18 protein-coding genes are annotated in these 18,535 nt (G+C 25.7%); all 18 read left to right on the plus strand.

Annotation, left to right across the window (positions count from 1 at the left end):
- The first annotated feature begins 66 nt into the window (after positions 1–66).
- On the plus strand, positions 67–1,116 hold the full coding sequence (ftsZ, locus tag VJI93_RS05500; RefSeq protein ID WP_323999815.1) for a cell division protein FtsZ: 1,050 nt from the start codon (positions 67–69) through the stop codon (positions 1,114–1,116).
- Positions 1,116–1,562, plus strand: coding sequence for a transcriptional regulator NrdR (gene nrdR / locus VJI93_RS05505; RefSeq protein WP_323999814.1), 447 nt, complete (start codon positions 1,116–1,118; stop codon positions 1,560–1,562). Before ftsZ ends, nrdR begins: the two co-directional genes overlap by 1 nt.
- Before the next feature lie 191 nt (positions 1,563–1,753).
- Positions 1,754–2,245 (plus strand): hypothetical protein, encoded by a 492-nt coding sequence (locus VJI93_RS05510; RefSeq protein WP_323999813.1) that lies wholly within the window; start codon positions 1,754–1,756, stop codon positions 2,243–2,245.
- Between the two features lie 14 nt (positions 2,246–2,259).
- Positions 2,260–3,060 (plus strand): peptide chain release factor N(5)-glutamine methyltransferase, encoded by an 801-nt coding sequence (prmC, locus tag VJI93_RS05515; RefSeq protein WP_323999812.1) that lies wholly within the window; start codon positions 2,260–2,262, stop codon positions 3,058–3,060.
- Position 3,061: 1 nt separating this feature from the next.
- Positions 3,062–3,583 carry a chromate transporter gene (locus tag VJI93_RS05520; protein WP_323999810.1) on the plus strand — a complete coding sequence of 174 codons (522 nt, stop codon included), beginning with the start codon at positions 3,062–3,064 and terminating at the stop codon, positions 3,581–3,583.
- A 9-nt stretch (positions 3,584–3,592) separates the two neighbouring features.
- On the plus strand, positions 3,593–4,129 hold the full coding sequence (locus tag VJI93_RS05525; protein ID WP_323999808.1) for a chromate transporter: 537 nt from the start codon (positions 3,593–3,595) through the stop codon (positions 4,127–4,129).
- A gap of 41 nt (positions 4,130–4,170) precedes the next feature.
- Positions 4,171–4,725, plus strand: coding sequence for a signal peptidase I (gene lepB / locus VJI93_RS05530; RefSeq protein ID WP_323999807.1), 555 nt, complete (start codon positions 4,171–4,173; stop codon positions 4,723–4,725).
- A 3-nt stretch (positions 4,726–4,728) separates the two neighbouring features.
- Positions 4,729–6,537 (plus strand): translation elongation factor 4, encoded by a 1,809-nt coding sequence (gene lepA, locus VJI93_RS05535; RefSeq protein ID WP_323999806.1) that lies wholly within the window; start codon positions 4,729–4,731, stop codon positions 6,535–6,537.
- Between the two features lie 47 nt (positions 6,538–6,584).
- Positions 6,585–7,724 (plus strand): radical SAM family heme chaperone HemW, encoded by a 1,140-nt coding sequence (gene hemW / locus VJI93_RS05540; RefSeq protein ID WP_323999805.1) that lies wholly within the window; start codon positions 6,585–6,587, stop codon positions 7,722–7,724.
- Positions 7,725–7,728: 4 nt separating this feature from the next.
- Positions 7,729–8,808, plus strand: a complete 1,080-nt coding sequence (locus tag VJI93_RS05545) for a hypothetical protein (RefSeq protein WP_004832074.1) — start codon at positions 7,729–7,731, stop codon at positions 8,806–8,808.
- A 1-nt stretch (position 8,809) separates the two neighbouring features.
- Positions 8,810–9,463, plus strand: coding sequence for an HAD family hydrolase (locus VJI93_RS05550; RefSeq protein WP_323999803.1), 654 nt, complete (start codon positions 8,810–8,812; stop codon positions 9,461–9,463).
- A gap of 92 nt (positions 9,464–9,555) precedes the next feature.
- Positions 9,556–10,923: a hypothetical protein gene (locus VJI93_RS05555; RefSeq protein WP_323999802.1), complete on the plus strand. Its 1,368-nt coding sequence runs from the start codon at positions 9,556–9,558 to the stop codon at positions 10,921–10,923.
- Positions 10,924–10,943: 20 nt separating this feature from the next.
- Positions 10,944–11,507, plus strand: coding sequence for an ATP-binding cassette domain-containing protein (locus VJI93_RS05560; RefSeq protein WP_323999801.1), 564 nt, complete (start codon positions 10,944–10,946; stop codon positions 11,505–11,507).
- Between the two features lie 141 nt (positions 11,508–11,648).
- Positions 11,649–13,388, plus strand: a complete 1,740-nt coding sequence (locus VJI93_RS05565) for an ABC transporter ATP-binding protein (RefSeq protein WP_323999800.1) — start codon at positions 11,649–11,651, stop codon at positions 13,386–13,388.
- Positions 13,378–15,210 carry an ABC transporter ATP-binding protein gene (locus tag VJI93_RS05570; RefSeq protein ID WP_323999799.1) on the plus strand — a complete coding sequence of 611 codons (1,833 nt, stop codon included), beginning with the start codon at positions 13,378–13,380 and terminating at the stop codon, positions 15,208–15,210. Before VJI93_RS05565 ends, VJI93_RS05570 begins: the two co-directional genes overlap by 11 nt.
- Before the next feature lie 148 nt (positions 15,211–15,358).
- Complete coding sequence (locus VJI93_RS05575) at positions 15,359–16,267, plus strand: hypothetical protein (RefSeq protein WP_323999798.1); 909 nt, start codon at positions 15,359–15,361, stop codon at positions 16,265–16,267.
- Between the two features lie 36 nt (positions 16,268–16,303).
- Positions 16,304–16,615, plus strand: a complete 312-nt coding sequence (locus VJI93_RS05580) for a hypothetical protein (protein ID WP_323999796.1) — start codon at positions 16,304–16,306, stop codon at positions 16,613–16,615.
- A 250-nt stretch (positions 16,616–16,865) separates the two neighbouring features.
- Positions 16,866–18,422 (plus strand): ABC transporter ATP-binding protein, encoded by a 1,557-nt coding sequence (locus VJI93_RS05585; protein WP_323999795.1) that lies wholly within the window; start codon positions 16,866–16,868, stop codon positions 18,420–18,422.
- The last annotated feature ends 113 nt before the right edge of the window (positions 18,423–18,535 follow it).

Below are 18,535 nucleotides of genomic sequence, written 5' to 3' on the forward strand. Positions count from 1 at the left end.
AATTTAGTATAATAACAATGGTTACCTAAAAAAATAAGTAGAAAAGAATATAGGAGGAAATTAAAAATGGCATTTGAAATGGAAATATGTACAAATGGTTTAGCTAAAATTAAAGTATTTGGTGTAGGTGGTGGTGGAAACAACGCTGTCTCAAGAATGAAGGAATCTGGTTTAAGAGGAGTAGACTTTGTTGCAGTAAATACTGATAAACAAATTTTGAATTCTATTGATATAGAAACAAAAATTCAAATTGGAGAAAAATTAACAAGAGGACTTGGAGCTGGTGCAAATCCAGCTATTGGAGAAAAAGCAGCAGAAGAAAGTAAGGACGAGATAAAACAATCTCTTGAAGGAACTGATATGGTATTTATAACTGCTGGAATGGGTGGTGGAACAGGAACAGGTGCTGCTCCAGTAGTTGCGGGCATTGCTAAAGAAATGGGAATCTTAACAGTTGGTGTAGTTACAAAACCATTTACTTTTGAAGGGAAAAAAAGAGCTATTCAAGCTGAACAAGGTATTGAAGCTCTTAAAGAAAAAGTTGATACATTAATCACTATTCCTAATGATAAATTAATTCAAATTTCTGAAAAGAGAACAACAATGTTAGAAGCATTCGCTATGGCTGATGAAGTTTTAATGAATGGTATTCAAGGTATTTCAGATTTAATAGCTGTTCCAAGTATAATTAATTTAGACTTTGCTGATGTTAAGTCTGTAATGGAAGATCAAGGCGTTGCTCATATGGGTATCGGTAGAGCAAGTGGAGAAAATAGAGCTATTGAAGCCGCAAAAATGGCAGTTAACAGTCCATTACTTGAAACTACAATTGATGGAGCTAAAGCAGTTCTTCTTAATGTTACTGCTGCTAATGTTGGACTTTTTGAAGCTCATGAAGCTGCAGAATTAATTAGAGAATCTATAGATGGAGAAGCTAATGTTATCTTTGGTACAGGAATTGATGAAACACTTGGAGATGATATCAAAATTACTGTTATTGCAACAGGATTTGATCCACTAGTTTCTGGTGGAATTAGAAAACCATCAGGTATGGAAAAAAAGACTTCGGCAGATAAAAAAGATGATGGATTAGATATTCCAAGTTTCTTAAGATAATGAAATGTCCTAATTGCGGAGCAGAAACTACAAGAGTTTTAGACTCAAGAAATTCGAACGATAAAACTTATGTTAAGAGAAGAAGAGTTTGTGAGGCTTGTAATTATAAGTTTACAACTTATGAGAAAATGCCAGAGTTTGTAATTTTTGTATTAAAAAAAGATGGGTCTAGACAAATCTTTTCTAGAAATAAAGTTTTTGCCGGCATAAAAAAATGCTGTGAAAAAAGAAATATTCAAGATAAAGAGATTGAATCTGTTATAGATAGCATTGAAAAAGATATTAGACAAAACTACAAAAATGAAATTAAGTCAACTCAGATTGGGGAATTGGTTTTGAAATATTTAAAATCGCTTGATGAGGTTTCTTATGTTCGTTTTGCCGCAGTATACAAGGATTTTAAAGATATAAAATCATTTATGGAATATTTACAAAGAGAATTTTAAGAGATGAATTATCAGTTCATCTCTTTTTTTTGAAATAATATAATTTTATAAAATATATTTACTAAAAGTAACAAGAGATAGCTAGTTATTGTCAATTTTAATTTATTTTTTTTTCAAATTATGATAAAATAATAGTGGATTTTGATTAAGATTTTAATTTATTTTTGACTTAAATGTCGGGGGAGTATTTTATGAAAAAAAATATTAAAAATGTAATTATTTTAGTTTTTATTATTGAATTTGTAGGTTTAGGATTAATTTTTTATAGATCAAGTGTGGAAAGAGGGAAAATTAGAAAAGAAAGAGAAAAATACTACATTGTAACAGATATAAATCATAATGATGTTTTAAAAATTGAAAAAAAATATCTTTCTTCTCAGGAATTAAATAAAATTGTTATTACTAAAGTTGAAAATGATAAAAAATATATAATTGAAGAAAAAAAACTAATGGATGATGTAATTTCAAAGTTAGATTTTAATAAATTTATTTCTAATTCTAAACTCAATATGGGAACAGAAGATATAACAATATCATTTGAAAGTAATAATAATACTTTGAGTATTACCTTATCTGCTGAAGACAGGACGGCTACTTTAAAATATAATGATTATTCGTTTACAATAACTGTTTCAGATGAGTTTTATAATTTTATTTATGAGTTATATTCTAGAATTTCTTAGAATGGGAGTTTTTTATGAATATAAAGGAATTAATTGAAAAACATGGAGATTATAACGAAAATTGGTTAATTTTAGAATTTTTAACGGATAAAAAAACTTTTGAATTAAAGATGGATTTAAGATTTTGTGTTGATTCTATATATAATGAATTTTTAGAAATAATTGAAAAAAGAAAACAAAATTATCCATTACAATACATTTTTGGAAGATGGGAGTTTTATGATTTGGAGTTATTTGTTGATGAATCAGCTTTAATTCCAAGATTTGAAACTGAAATTTTGGTTGATGAAATTTTAAAATTGGACTGTAAAAAGGATAAAATTTTAGATATAGGCTGTGGAAGTGGAGCTATAAGCCTTGCACTGGCAAAAAATTTAGAAAAATCTTATATTTATGGTATTGATATAAGTAAAGAAGCTATAATTTTATCAAAAAGAAATAAGGAAAAATTAAATTTACAAAATGTGGTTTTTTTTGAAAGTGATATTTTTTCAAATGTAAGTGAGCAAAATTTTGATATTATAGTCTCAAATCCTCCCTATATTGATGAAGTCGAAATGAAAACTCTAGAAAAAGAATTATCTTTTGAGCCTCAAAATGCCTTATATGGTGGAAAAGACGGATTGTTTTTTTATAGGGAAATAATTAATAACTCTTTGTATTTCTTATCCGAGAAAGGAGTTTTGGCTTTTGAAATTGGATATAATCAAATGGAAATTATTTCTAATTTATTGATTGAAAAAGGTTTTGAGATTTTGCTTCAAAAAAAGGATTTTGCAGGTTTTGATAGAATAATAATAGCTAAGAGGAGATGAAATGAGTTTAATTAGCTTATTTTTAGTGTTTTTATTTATAGGAACATATAATTTTGGCGGAGGATATGCAATGATTCCTCTGATTATATCTATGGTTGTAGATAAATATGCCTGGATTGGAATGTCTGACTTTATAAATTTTGTTACAATTTCTCAAGTTACGCCGGGGCCAATCGCTATAAATCTTGCAACATTTGTTGGATATACAGTTGGTAATGGGGTTTTAGGCTCTATACTTACAACGATGGCAGTTGTTTTACCAAGCTTTGTTTTAATAACTTTAATTGTTTTTTTTATGAAAAAATTTAAAGATAATATACATATAAAAAATTTTTTTGTTGGAATTAGACCAATTGTACTTGGATTAATTGCATCTAGTTGTGTAGCTGTTGTTGATTCTGATTTTTATACAATATATTCAATTATTACTTTTGGAATAATATTTTACCTAACTACTTATAGAAAATTACATCCGATAATTGCAATTTTTTTAACAGGCTTAATCGGAATGTGGATTGTTTAGGAGGCAATTATGTTATTTCAATTATTTAAGACATTTTTGTGGATAAGCACTCTGACTGTTGGTGGTGGAGCAGCTATGATTCCGGTTATAAATAAAGAAATTGTAGAAAAACGGAAATATATGACTCAAGAAGAGTTCTTAGATGCACTTGGTATTGCACAAAGTGTTCCAGGAGTTTTGGGCTGTAATATCAGTATTATCGTAGGGTATAAGATAAAGGGATTAGCAGGAGCTTTAGTTTGCTTATTTTGCTCAATTTTTCCTGCTTTTATATCAATTCTTATAATAGCAATATTTTTTAAAGACATGAGTACAAACCACTATGTAAGTAAATTTTTTGTAGCGGTGAAACCTGCTTTAGTCGCAGTTTTAGCATCAGCAGTTATAATACTTGGGAAAAAGACAAGGTCAAAGGCTGTCCATTATTTAATTAGCCTAATAGTTTTAATTTTAGTCAGTTATTTTAAATTAAGTCCGTTTCTTGTAATATTTTTAGGTGGATTTGGTTATGTTTTGTATTGCAAGTTTTTAGTGGATAGACATTAATAAATATGTTAAAATAATTGTATCTGAATTTGGAGGAAATTATGATTGATGATAGATATAATGAAGAAAAAAATGAAAAAAATTTTTTAAAAATTTTTTGGGATTATGCAAAAGTTGTAATTATTGCACTTTTGATAAGTTTTGGAATAAAAACATTTGTTGTTACAAGTACAGTTGTTGATGGAAGAAGTATGAATCCAACTGTAAATCATGGGGATAGACTTATGGTTAATAAATTGTTTTTTATGAAGAAGAATATAACTCGTGGGGATATTATTGACTTTTATGTTCCTGATGCAAAAAAATACTATTTAAAGAGAGTTATTGCAGTTGAAGGTGATACTGTTGAAATAATTAATGATAGAATTTACTTAAATGGAAAAATGCTGGAAGAGAACTATGTAAGTACAAAAGTTACTTCTCCACATAATGACAATACAAAATGGGAAATACCTAAGGGTTATGTTTTCGTTTTGGGGGATAATAGATCAAATAGTAGAGATAGTAGAGATTTAGGAGTCGTTTCGAGATCTGATATTGTTGGGAAGGTTATATTTAGATATTATCCTTTTAATAATTTGGGAGGGCTAAAATAATTTATGAAAATAGAACAGAAGAATATTAGAAATTTTTCTATAATTGCGCATATAGATCATGGTAAATCTACACTTGCTGACAGATTAATAGAAAAAACAGGAATGATGACTAAAAGAGAAATGGAAGAACAGGTTTTAGATAGTATGGATCTTGAAAGAGAAAGAGGAATTACTATAAAGTTAAAAGCTGTAAAACTTTTCTACAAAGCAAAAGACGGAGAAACTTATGTTTTAAATCTTATTGACACGCCAGGGCATGTAGATTTTACTTATGAAGTATCAAGAAGTCTTGCTGCTTGTGAAGGAGCTATTTTAGTTGTAGATGCAACTCAAGGTGTTGAAGCTCAGACTCTGGGAAATGTATATTTAGCACTAGAACAAGATTTGGAAATTTTACCGGTTATAAATAAAATAGATTTACCATCTGCGAGAATAGATGAAGTAAAAGAAGAAATTGAAGAGATAACAGGATTTGATACGGATGGAATTCCTCTGGTTTCTGCAAAAGAGGGACTCAATATTGAAGATGTACTAGAAGATATTGTAAATAATGTTCCTGCTCCTACTGGAGATGAAAATGCACCACTTAAAGCACTTATTTTTGATTCATATTATGATTCATATAAAGGCGTTGTTTCCTATGTTCGTGTAGTTGAAGGAACTTTAAGAGAGGGAATGACAATTTATATGATGGCAACTAAAGGAAAATTTGAAGTAACCGAAGTTGGTTATACTGCATCAGGAAATGTTCAAACGGGAGAGCTAAAAGCAGGTGATGTAGGATATGTAGTTGCAAGTATAAAGAATGTAAAAGATGCAAGAGTTGGGGATACTATTACAGATTTTGAAAATATGACTGACTCTGCATTACCAGGATATAAAAAGGTTATTCCTATGGTTTATTGTGGAATTTATCCGGCAGAAGGAGAAGATTTTAATAGTGTAAGAGAAGCTTTAGAAAAACTTCAAGTAAATGATGCATCTCTATCTTTTGAACCTGAAAGCTCTGTTGCACTAGGTTTCGGATTTAGATGTGGATTTTTGGGACTTTTGCATATGGAGATTATTCAAGAAAGACTTGATAGAGAATTTGATTTGAACATAATCACAACAGCTCCATCAGTAATCTATAAAGTTGCTAAAAAAACAGGAGAAATCCTTGAAATTCAAAACCCAAGTAATTTACCTAAAGAAACTGAAATAGAATATATGGAAGAGCCGATTGTTGAGGCAAATATTATGACTCCAAAAGACTATGTTGGAACCATTATGGACTTATGTCAAAATAAAAGAGGTGTTTTTGAAAATATGGAATATCTCGATCAACATAGAGTAAGTCTAAGATATATTTTGCCATTGAATGAAGTTATTTATGACTTTTTTGATGCATTAAAATCAAAAACTAAGGGATATGCCTCACTTGATTACGAATTAAAAGGATATCAACGTTCAGATTTAGCTAAATTGGATATTTTAATTAATGGAGATTTAGTTGATGCCTTTTCAATAATAGTTCATCGTGAAAAATCTTACGAGAGAGCGAGAAATATAGTTGAAAGACTTAAAGATGAAATTCCTAGACATCAATTTGCAGTACCTATTCAAGCTTCAATAGGTTCTAAAGTAATCGCCAGAGAAACTGTAAGAGCTTTGAGAAAAGACGTACTTGCAAAATGTTATGGTGGAGATATTTCAAGAAAGAGAAAATTGCTTGAAAAACAAAAAGAAGGTAAGAAGAAAATGCAACAAATTGGTAGCGTAGAAGTACCACAACAAGCCTTCTTAGCTGTATTAAAATATGATGAAAAATAGATTAAAAGCCTATTGTATGATAGGCTTTTTGCTTAATAGGAGAAAAAATGAAAAAATTAGGATTATATATTCACATTCCTTTTTGTGATAAAATATGTAATTATTGCGACTTTACTGCATTTCAAGGTGCAAATTCTAAAATTGAAGAATATGTTGAGGCTCTGAATAAGGAAATAGAGTTAAAAGGAAATAAAGACTTTTTAATTGATTCTATTTTTATTGGAGGTGGAACTCCAAGCTTTATTGACGGAGAATATATTTTTAAAATTTTAGAAAAAGTAAGAGAGAATTTTACAGTTCTGGATAATATTGAAATATCCATTGAAACAAATCCGAAAACTTTTGATAAAAAAAAATTAGAATACTATAAAAAAGCAAAAATAAACAGAGTATCAATAGGAGTTCAAAGTTTTAATGATAAAATTTTAAAAGAACTTGGAAGAAATCACAATTCAAAAGAAGCCTTGGAGAGCATTGAATTGGTAAAAAAAATTGGCTTTGATATAAATTTAGATTTAATTTTTGGCTATCAAAGTCAAACAATAGAGGATATTTTGTATGACTTGGAAATGGTAAAAAATATAAATCCTGATCATATCTCTTATTACGGTTTGATTATTGAAGAAAAGACGAAATTTAAGGCATTACAAAATGCAGGAAAATTGGATTTTTTAGATGAAGAAACTGAAAGAAAAATGTATCATCTAATCGTAGAAAAATTAGAAGAAATGGGAATGAATCAATATGAAGTTTCAAATTTTGCTAAAGTCGGGAAAGAATCTGTTCATAATAAAAAGTATTGGAATTGTAAAGAGTATTTAGGACTTGGGATTTCTGCTCATTCCTGTTTAAACGATGAAAGATTTTCTAATACAGTTAATCTTTCAAAATACATAAAAGAATTATATAATGGAAATATTCCTGTAGATTTTAGAGAAAAATTGGATATGCCTACAAAAAAATTTGAATATATCATAATGAATATGCGTTTAAAAGAGGGGTTTTTAATTTCAGATTATAATAGACTTTTTGAGTCTGACTTTTTAGAAGAGAATAAAAAAGCTGTAAAAATAGGATTAGAAAATAATGTAGTCGAAATTAAAGATGATAGAATATATTTTACAAAAAGAGGTTTTGACATAATGGATAGCTTTTTTGTAAATTGTAATTTAAAGGAAACAAGGTGATAAAATGGTATTACTTAGAAAAAAATTAGAAAATATCAATTTAAAATATGAAAAAATACTAAGAATTATTAATACCATATTTAATATTTTATGGGTTTTGGTATATTCAATTTATTTTATAATTTCATTTTACTTATTGGATTTTCAATTATCCTATGTTTTTGATTTTTTACAAATTTTATTAGGATTTATTTTTATATTTAACAGTATGAATATGATTTATTTTATGTTAATTAGATATACTAAATTTAAACTTAGTTTTATAAATCCATTAAATATATTAGTAAAAATTTTAGCTTTTTTAAATATGAATTTACTATTATATATTTCTATTTTTAAATCTGAGTTTTTATTTTACAATCACTTTTTAACTTTATTTAATTATTCATATATTATATTTTTAAGTTTTGAGTTATTCTTTATCTTATATAATATTAATGATGTAAAATTTAAAATTAAGGATAATGAATTTCCAAAAAATAATGATGTAAATAAATGGTTTGACAACGAATATTTCGGTTATAGTTTACAACTTAAAGAGTTTCTTAATAGAGATGTAAAAGACTATATTAAGACGAATCACGATAATTTAAAATTTTTAGAAGAATTTATTTTTAGTAAATTTCCAACTGAAAATGATTTGATAAGAGAGAAATTTTTACTTGAAAAAAATAAAAATATTGATATAAATTCATTTGAGTTGATTTCAAAAGCTATAAATAAAGGCGTAACTATAGCAATAGCATTTATAATAAAAACAGGCTTAATATCTACAATTATCATTTCATCATTTATTTCTGCAGTTTTTGCAACTATAAGATTAATTTTGACATCAATAGCAGTTAAAATTTCTCTATTTATAGGAAAAAACAATATTACAAAAGCAGAAGATTTGAAAACATATCTAAAGGTAGGATTTTTAGTTTTTTTAATTATGATTTTAATATTGGCTTTGGATAATTTAAATCTTATTATTAAAAATTCAATAAAAAATAAAAAGAATAGAAAATATAAAGAAAACTATTTAAAGCTAGTAAGATATATATGTGATAATTATGATTGTTTAAAAAATAGAGGTAAATAATATGAAAGCTGTACTTTTTGATATGGATGGAGTCCTTATAGATTCAGAAATGTTTTATATGAAGGGAACTTATGATTGGATTTCTAAAAGGGGTTTTAAAGGAAAACTCGAAGATACTTTTAGACTTATCGGTACGAATATGGAAGGAACATATAATTTGCTGTATGAAATGCTCAATAAAAAATATACAATTTCTGAGATAGAAGAAGAAAATAGAAAGTATTTTTTAGAACATCCTATTGACTATAAAGCAATTCTAAAGCCTTATGTAAAAGAAATTTTAGTATTTTTAAAAGAACATAAAATAAAAACTGCTGTTTGCTCATCAAGTCCTAAAAAGACAATTGAAAAGGCACTAAAAGATTGTGAAATTTTAGAATACTTTGGCTTCATAGTGAGTTCGGATGAAGTCAAGAAAAGCAAACCAAATCCGGATGTCTATCTAAAAGCCTGTGAATTTTTAAAAGTTTCTAAGGAAGATGCTTTTGTAATAGAGGACTCAACAAGGGGAATAGAAGCTGGGAAAAATGCAAATATAAAAGTGATAGCAATAGAAGATAAATTCTTCGGACAAGATCAAACAAAAGCAGATTATATATTTGAAAACTTAGGCGAAGTTTTGGAGTTTTTAAAAGGAGAAATTAATAAATTATAAAATAGGGTTAGATATTATTCTAGCCCTATTTTTATGATAAATAAATTGAAATATGATATAATGATACTATATAAAAATAGGAGGACTATACAGTGGAAATATTTAGAAAATGTAGAAAAATAGTTCATTTTACTTATAATCTTTTAAGCTTTACTTTGCTTTTAGTTTTTTTAGGTATGTATTATATTACTTTTGTAAAAAATCAGGACTTTATTCTAATTTATTTGTTAATTATATTTTTTATCTTAATTTCTTTTAGTTTCTTATTACCATCTAGTTATTTTAGTTCTAGATTTAAAGATTTAGATTTTAAATATCATAAAATATATATTATTTTGTTTTGTGGACAACTAATTGAAATTTTATCATACATTGTTCTTTTTATTGAATATTTTTGGGATTGTATAAATGATAATTTAATATATTATATTATTTTAGGAATTATATTATTTAGGATAATTCAAATATTATTTCTCTATTATATTAAAAATAAGGAGTCTAAATTTTCGTTAAATAAGTGGTTTAGTGGCGATTATGAGGGTTATGGTTTTTATTTAAATCAAGAATTAAATAGTATAATATCTAAAGACAAGTTATATCAGAATCATTATACTTTAAGAAATATAGAAAAAAGAATATTAAACAAGTTTAAAACTAATGAAAATTTAATTAGGGAAAAATTTTTAATTTCAAAAAAAGTATATTTTTTTGAAAAAATAAAGTTAATAAGTATTGCTTCTGTATTAATAGGGAATGTGATTACCATATTATCCATAGTAGTAACTTTAATTATAGCAACGTATAAGGAGAATACTATTAAATTTTTGGAAGATAAATTTAAATATTTTATTACTAGTGAATATACGCTATTATTATTTATGATTGCAATATATATAATTTTTATAAATTATATAAATTATACATATTATAAAACAAAAAAAATATATTTAAAGATACTTGATTATGTAATTGAAAATTATGATGTTTTATCTGAAAAACATAATATAAAACAATTATGTTTACAAGATGAATTCTATAATAAATACTATTTAACTACTATTATTATAGAATATAGTAATAAATTAATTCAACAGGAAGAATTAAAAGATACAATAAAATTTTTAGAAGAAAATGGAATCCAAATAATATTTTGTTCGAATGAAATTGAAAGAAATGATATAGAAAAGTGTTTAAGAAATTGTAATTTATTCAGTTATGATTATACTATTCTAGATAAAAAAGAGATTGAGAAAATAAAAATAGAAAAGAATATGAAAGATATAGGAGTTGATAATGAATTTTATCAAATATTATCTGAAAAATTAGGAATTTCTTCAAATGAAAAATTTATAATAAGTGAAAGTGAAGAAGAAATCAAATTAGAGTTTGTTGATTTTGAAGATAAATATTTTTCCGATTTAAAAGAAGTGTTAGAATTTTTAGAATCAAAAATGGAGTAAAAGTTTAATAAGAATTCCTTATGAATAATAAATATCCATTAATAAAATCAACTCTACTTTCTTGCTTGAATGGATTTTTAACAGAAAATGGTGGAAATTATACGGGAGATGTATTTTTTAGAGGAGAAAATATTAAAAACATCAAACCGATTGAGTTAAAAAGAAAGATTTCTACACTTTTTCAAGATTCTAAACCTTTTGACTTTTCAATAGAAAAAAATATTACCTATGCAATGGAATTTTATGAGGGAAAAGTTAAAAATAAAAAAGAGAAAGTTAAAAATTTATTGGAAAGTGTAAATTTATATGATGAGGTAAAAGACAATTTAAGCCTTTCTCCTTCAAAATTATCAGGTGGGCAAAGACAAAGACTTTGTATTGCAAGGATGCTTACAACTTGCCCTGAAGTTTTGATTTTTGATGAACCTTGTTCTTCTTTGGATGAAAAAAATTCCATAATAATTGAATCTCTAATAAAAGAACTTTCAAAAAAATATACTATAATAATTTCAACTCATAATGAAAAACAAGCAAATAGACTTGCAGATAGAATAATTAGAATAGAAAATAAAAAATTGGTTTAAAAAATTAGAAATAAAAAAGTTAAAATTTTACTTTATTTGGGTATAATATGCAAGCAAGATTTTTAGTTCAGAAATTTATAAAACTTAAGTATTTTTATATTTAAGTTTTTTTCATTGGTACATATTATACGGAGGAAGTTTATGGTAAAAACATTGAGTAAGAGTATAAGAGAATATAAAAAAGACTCGATTATGTCTGTTGTTTATATTATCTTTGAGGTTATTATGGAATGTATAATTCCTTTTATTCTTGCAAATTTGGTAAATGGAATAAGATCAAATATTCCAATTGAAGATTTGTTTAAACAGGGTTTAATTCTTGTAGTAATGGCAATGTTATCTTTAGCTTTTGGAATTTTGGCAGGTAAAAAAAGTGCAGTTGCATCTGCAGGTTTCGCTAGAAATTTAAGAAAAGATATTTTTGAAAAAGTTCAAGGATTTTCTTTTGAAAATATAGATTCTTTTTCTAATTCGTCATTGCTTACAAGACTTACAACTGATGTTACAAATGTTCAAAATGCATATATGATGACAATAAGAATGGCAATCAGAAGTCCATTTATGTTTGTTTTCTCTTTTGTTATGTCATTTATTATGGGTGGAAAACTTGCATTTATTTTTGTTATAGTTGTTCCAATACTTTTAATTGGACTTGCATTTATTATTATAAAAGCCATGAAAATTTTCAAACAAATATTTTATAAATATGATGATATGAATAATACTATTCAAGAAAATATAAAGGCTATAAGACTTGTAAAATCACTAGTTCGTGAAGATTTTGAAATTAAGAAATTTGATAAAGTTGCAACTGAAGTAAAAGATAATTTTACTTTTGCAGAAAAAATAATATCATTGTATGCACCTTTAATGCAATTTTGTTTGTATGTAGATACTGTTTTGATTTTGTTTTTAGGTTCCTATGTTATAGTAGCTGGAATTAATCCAAGTTTTAATGTTGGGCAAATGTCTGCACTTATGACTTACAGTTTTATGATTTTGAGCAGTCTAATGATGTTTTCAATGGTTCTTGTTATGTTAACAATGGCAATGGAATCTTCAAAGAGAATCTCAGAAGTTTTAAATACAGAATCAACTATAACAGACGAAAAATCACTACATAAAGTATTAAATAGTGGAGAAATTGAATTTAAAAATGTCGTTTTTAGATATTCAGAGGACGCAAAAGAAAATGTAATTAATGATGTTTCATTTAAAATTCCTTCTGGAAGTACAGTTGGAATAATAGGAGCTACCGGTTCTGGAAAGAGTACATTAGTTCAATTAATTCCAAGACTTTACAATATAAATTCTGGAGAAATTTTAATTGACAATATTAATATCGAAAATATTGACATTGAATTATTAAGAGAAGAAGTAGGTATGGTTCTTCAAAAAAATACTTTATTCTCCGGAACAATTCGAGAAAATTTAAAATGGGGAAACGAAAATGCAACTGATGAAGATCTTGATTTAGTTTGTAATATTGCTCAAGCAAGTGAAATTTTAAATAAAATGCCTAATGGATACGATGAGTATATTGAACAAGGTGGAGCAAATCTATCAGGTGGTCAAAAACAAAGACTTTGTATTGCAAGAGCATTACTTAAGAAACCAAAAATTTTAATTTTTGACGACTCCACTTCAGCTGTTGATACAAAAACAGATGAATTGATAAGAAGAGGTTTACAATCCTATATGCCTGAAACTACAAAAATTATAATCGCTCAAAGAATATTATCCGTACAAAATGCAGATATAATTTTGGTAATTGAAAAGGGCAAAGTAGTTGCTAGTGGAAATCATGAAACTCTAGTAAGACAAGAGGGATTATATCGTGATTTATATTCAACACAAGGAGGAGTTGTAGATGAAAAATAGTAAAAAATCAATTTTATTCAGAGTAATAAAAGAAGTATTTACAGCTTATCCTGTACTGTTTCCATTAGTTTTAGTTGGTATTGTTTTTACTGCCGGGGTTAGCTCAATTCCAAGTTTATTTATTCAAAAAATTGTAAGTTTACTTGAAGCTAGAGATCCTTCAGTTTCATGGTCTGTTTTTTCAAAAGAAATGATTACTTTAATCTTGATATTAATTGGAGTAGATATACTTTCTTTGATACTAACAGCCGTATATAATCTTGCAATGGCAACTATAACACAAGGAACTCTTTATCATATGCGAAAAAAGATGTTTGTAAAAATGCAAACTCTTCCTTTAAAGTATTTTGATACTGAAGGTCATGGCGATATAATGAGTTATTATACAAATGATGTTGACGCCTTAAGACAGATGATTTCTCAAAGTTTACCGAATGTCTTGGCATCATTAGTTGTTGTTGTAACAGTTTTTGGCATAATGTTATATTTTAGTTTCTGGATGACACTTACCGTTCTACTAGGTGTTGTAGCCATGTATTTTGTAACAAAATATGTTGGTAAACATTCAAGAAAATACTTCATTGAGCAACAAAAATCATTAGGTAAAACTGAAGGTTACTTAGAAGAAATGATTTATGGACAAAAAGTTGTAAAAGTTTTTAATTATGAAGATGAGTCAATGAAAAAATTTAATGAAGTAAATGATAAATTATTTGATGATTCTCAAAAAGCAAACTCTTATGCTAATATACTTGGACCAATTTTAAATAATATAGGAAATATTCTATATGTTGTCGTAGCCATAGTAGGAGGACTTTTAATTTATTTTAATGTATATAATTTAAGTTTTTCAGGAATGGCAATTAGTATAAGTATAGTAGTTCCATTTTTAAATATGACAAAGCAATTTTCAGGAAATATCAACCAAGTTTCAATGCAATTAAATTCAATTATTATGGGTTTAGCGGGTGTTGAAAGAGTTTTTGCTCTAATTGACCAAGAGCCTGAAGTAGATGAGGGTAAAGTTGAAATAGAACAAGAAAATGACAAATATGAATTTGTAAAAGAAAATGGAGAAAAAGTAGAAGTTCTAGGAAATATTGATATAAAAAATATTGTTTTTGGATATAATAAGGAAAAAACAGTTTTAAAAAATATAAATATTACTGCAAAACAAGGAGAAAAGATTGCACTTGTAGGGGCAACTGGAAGTGGTAAAACTACAATTGCCAACCTTATAAACAGATTTTATGATGTAAATAGTGGAGAAATTTTATTTGACGGAATAAATGTAAATTCAATAAAAAAAGCTGACCTTAGAAAAAATGTAGGTGTTGTTTTACAAGAAACAAATCTATTTACTGGAACAGTTTTAGAAAATCTTAGATACGGACATTTAGAAGCTACAAGAGAAGAATGTATCGAGGCTTGTAAAAAAACAGGTGCTCACGAATTTATAATAAAACTTCCAGAACAATATGATACAGTATTAAGAAGTGGTGGAGAAAATTTATCTCAAGGTCAAAGACAGTTGCTTGGAATTTCAAGAGCATTACTTGAAAATAAACCTGTTCTTATTTTAGATGAAGCTACTTCTTCAATAGATACAAAAACAGAAAATGTTGTTCAAAAAGCTATGTATGTCTTAATGGAAGGTAGAACTGTATTTATAATTGCTCATAGACTTTCTACAATTTCAAACTCTGATAGAATAATTGTTCTGGATAATGGAGAAATTTTAGAAATGGGAACTCACGATGAGTTGATTGAAAAACAAGGAAGATACTATCAATTATATACAGGAAAATTTGAATTGGATTAATGAGATTAAAAATCAAAGTCTGTAATTTGACTTTGATTTTTTTATGTTATATAATGGTATTATACATTACCAATATAGAGTGTAGAAATTTTATACTTTGTATTCTGCAAAACATATAATAAATAATTCAAAGATGGAATTGATATTTATGAAAAAGAATAATTTAAGTTTAGATTTTAGTTTAGAAAATAGATTATATCATAATACTTTTAAAAAAATTATTAAGATTATATTAATATATTTAATTTTTAAGCTGATATTAGCTGTATTTTTTATGTATAATGTATATATATTTAAACAAGAATTTTTATATGGTAAAAAATTAGTATTTGAAGTTGATGGAATTGTATATAAGATAGATACTATTGAAGAAAAAAAAGAAATTATTGACCTGATAACTGATTTTTCTAATAAAAGTGAAAGAATTTATTTTGCACCTTATAAATGCTTACCTAGAGTAGAAATTTCTACAGATAGTTATTATGTAAATGCTTATGAATGCTATGATTATTATTTTAGTTTTAGTGGATTTAGGTTAATTAATTATTCTGTTGGAGGAAGGTATTTAAAAGAAGAGTCTTTAAATAAGTTGTTTGAAAAATATGGAAAAAAGGAGTTTCATACTTTTGAGGGTGAGTTTTCAAATATTTCTGATGTTTATAAACAAATAAGAGAAAATTATAGAAGTTTTGATGTCAATTCATATATAGAAGATAAAGAGGATATTGACGGAAAAACAATTTACCATCTATATAAAAAATATAAAGGTGCAAAATTATTAGATGGTTACGAAATAGTCGTTAAAGATAATAGATTTAAAGTTACAAAAGTTGAGAATAAAAAATTTGATATAAAAGTTGATGATGCTCTTTCAAAATTTGGAATAGATAGATATTTAAAATATAGAGAAGATAAAACCGGAGAAAAATTGAAGGTAATTAAAACTGAATTTATTCATCAAGATGGTAAATTTTATAATCGTTATGAAATAGAAGTTATTTTTGATGTGAAGAAATCTATAATTTTTTTATATGAAGAAAAATATGTAGAAAAATAATTTTGTAAAGATAAAAAAATTTAAAGGAGACAAATTATGAAAAATAAACCTTTTAAGTTGGTATTAATACTATTTTTGTTTTTAGTTTCAATACTTGCTTATAATCATTTTAAAGTTGAAGTGGATGAAGAAATTTCAAAAACAGAATCTGTAATATTAGAAAAAGAAAAGACTATTAAAGAATATGTCGATAATGCCAATAAAGATGTAAAAGATAAAAAAATGGTAGTTGTTTCTCACAAAAAAGTTAAGGACAAAAATGGAGAGAAATATACTAGATATAATATGCAAATTGAAAATGCTAGCGGAACAAAATCAAAAATATTTTCAGTTTATAGAAAAGAATAGTTTACAAAGAGTTACTTAAGTGGTAACTCTTTTTTGTTATATAAAAATATGATAAAATAATCATATCAGATTGAAAGAGGTAATTATTGTGGCAGTTGGATTTATAACAGGAAGATTTGGAGGGGATAGGACTGATAAAATATTAGATCTTTGTTTTGAATAAACTAAAAGAGAAGATAAAAAGCCTATTTATATTTTAGTTCTGGAAAAATTTACATATGAAATGGAAAAAAGTATTAAGGAGAATTAAATGATAAGATATATTTTTAAAAATAGATTTAGATTGATAATTTTGTTTTTATTTTATTTGTCATCAGCTATTAGTGGTATTTTATTATCATTTTGCATGGGAAATTTTGTTAATAGTGCTATGAACTTTAACATATATGATTTGTTTAAATATGGAATTTTTTGTATTATCGTATTGTTATTTATATGTATTATCGACGTTTTTGAATGTCGTGTTAGAAATAAATATTTAGAACATATTATTATATGTTTAAAAAGAGATATATATGATAGCATATTTAATGCTAATAATGAAAATCTACTCAAATATTCATCTTCAAAATATATAAATTTAATTTTAAATGAACTAAACATATTGAGAAGTGATTATTTTGAAAATATAGTTCTCATTTTAGGATATTTAATAAAAATATTATTAGGTTCTATAGTATTATTATTTTATAATTATAAATTATTTATAATTATGTCTTTGATTTCTGTTATTCATATACTTGTTGTACCTATTTTTAAAAAAAGAGTAGGAATTAGAAAAAAACAATATGTTGATAATTCACAAAAGCAAGTCCTATTTTGTTCAGAAGTAATCAAAGGATTAGATGGAATTAGAATAAATTTATCAGAATATAAATTTTTTAATAACATTATGAAAATAGAAGAGGATTTTGAACATTCTAGATATTGTACAATCAATAATGATCAGAGTATTATTGCTATTATAAAATTTTTAGGAATGAGTACACAAATATTTTGTATGTTAGTAGCAGCTTTTTTTGTAGCTATAGGAGAAATATCAGTTGGTGGTATTGTGATGAGTACTCAAATTTTAAATTATATATTTCCATCTTTGAATTTATTACATTCTAAAGTTATAATTATTAAAGGTGTAAAGTATATATTTAAAGATATAAATAATATATTAAATTTTAATTCAAAAGATGTAAAACTAAAAAATATTCCATTTAGTACTATAAAATTCGAAAATGTAAGTGTAGAAATGAATAAAAGAATATTAAAGAGTTTTAATGTAGAAATGAACAAAGGAGAAAAAATTGCAATTGTTGGAGAAAGTGGTAGTGGAAAAAGTACATTGTGTAAAATTTTGATGCAATTAATCAATTACAATGGTCATATACTTATTGATGAGATAGAATTAAAGGATATATCTTATAATGAAGTGTATAAAAATATTGCATATACGCCTCAAAAACCATTTATATATACTTCAACTTTAGAAGAAAATATCTCTATGTTTCAAGAATATGATGAAAAGTATATGGAATATCTAATAAAAACTTTAAATTTAACATCTCTTTCTAAAAAAATAATTAATAATGATAATGTATCTGGTGGAGAGGCAAGTAGAATTGCTATTGCACGTACATTAATAAGAAAATTTAACGTTGTTATTTATGATGAACCAACTTCTGCTGTTGACCCTATTAATTCCAAGATGATAAACGACTTAATTTTTAGTATTGAAAATAAAATAGTAATTGTTATAACTCATAATTGGGATAAAAATTATTTGGATAAGTTTGATAAAATTATTAAAATTTAACTATTAGTCTGCTATAAATTAAGAATTATGAAGTTTCTACTTAGACAAATCATTAATTATGAATTAAAAAATAGAGTTATTCAATGCATTGCACATAAAATCTAGGATATAAG

Origin of the sequence: Parvimonas sp. M20, from assembly GCF_035282425.1 — a bacterium.
GTDB lineage: Bacteria > Bacillota > Clostridia > Tissierellales > Peptoniphilaceae > Parvimonas.

Excerpts from the sequence above, each read along its gene's own strand:
- VJI93_RS05585 (WP_323999795.1), top strand. The coding sequence starts at position 16,866 with ATGATAAGATATATTTTTAAAAATAGATTTAGATTGATAATTTTGTTT.
- VJI93_RS05580 (WP_323999796.1), top strand. The coding sequence starts at position 16,304 with ATGAAAAATAAACCTTTTAAGTTGGTATTAATACTATTTTTGTTTTTA.
- VJI93_RS05550 (WP_323999803.1), top strand. The coding sequence starts at position 8,810 with ATGAAAGCTGTACTTTTTGATATGGATGGAGTCCTTATAGATTCAGAA.
- VJI93_RS05545 (WP_004832074.1), top strand. The coding sequence starts at position 7,729 with ATGGTATTACTTAGAAAAAAATTAGAAAATATCAATTTAAAATATGAA.
- VJI93_RS05575 (WP_323999798.1), top strand. The coding sequence starts at position 15,359 with ATGAAAAAGAATAATTTAAGTTTAGATTTTAGTTTAGAAAATAGATTA.
- ftsZ (WP_323999815.1), top strand. The coding sequence starts at position 67 with ATGGCATTTGAAATGGAAATATGTACAAATGGTTTAGCTAAAATTAAA.
- VJI93_RS05525 (WP_323999808.1), top strand. The coding sequence starts at position 3,593 with ATGTTATTTCAATTATTTAAGACATTTTTGTGGATAAGCACTCTGACT.
- VJI93_RS05510 (WP_323999813.1), top strand. The coding sequence starts at position 1,754 with ATGAAAAAAAATATTAAAAATGTAATTATTTTAGTTTTTATTATTGAA.
- lepA (WP_323999806.1), top strand. The coding sequence starts at position 4,729 with ATGAAAATAGAACAGAAGAATATTAGAAATTTTTCTATAATTGCGCAT.
- nrdR (WP_323999814.1), top strand. The coding sequence starts at position 1,116 with ATGAAATGTCCTAATTGCGGAGCAGAAACTACAAGAGTTTTAGACTCA.
- VJI93_RS05565 (WP_323999800.1), top strand. The coding sequence starts at position 11,649 with ATGGTAAAAACATTGAGTAAGAGTATAAGAGAATATAAAAAAGACTCG.
- VJI93_RS05520 (WP_323999810.1), top strand. The coding sequence starts at position 3,062 with ATGAGTTTAATTAGCTTATTTTTAGTGTTTTTATTTATAGGAACATAT.
- prmC (WP_323999812.1), top strand. The coding sequence starts at position 2,260 with ATGAATATAAAGGAATTAATTGAAAAACATGGAGATTATAACGAAAAT.
- lepB (WP_323999807.1), top strand. The coding sequence starts at position 4,171 with ATGATTGATGATAGATATAATGAAGAAAAAAATGAAAAAAATTTTTTA.
- VJI93_RS05570 (WP_323999799.1), top strand. The coding sequence starts at position 13,378 with ATGAAAAATAGTAAAAAATCAATTTTATTCAGAGTAATAAAAGAAGTA.
- VJI93_RS05560 (WP_323999801.1), top strand. The coding sequence starts at position 10,944 with ATGAATAATAAATATCCATTAATAAAATCAACTCTACTTTCTTGCTTG.
- hemW (WP_323999805.1), top strand. The coding sequence starts at position 6,585 with ATGAAAAAATTAGGATTATATATTCACATTCCTTTTTGTGATAAAATA.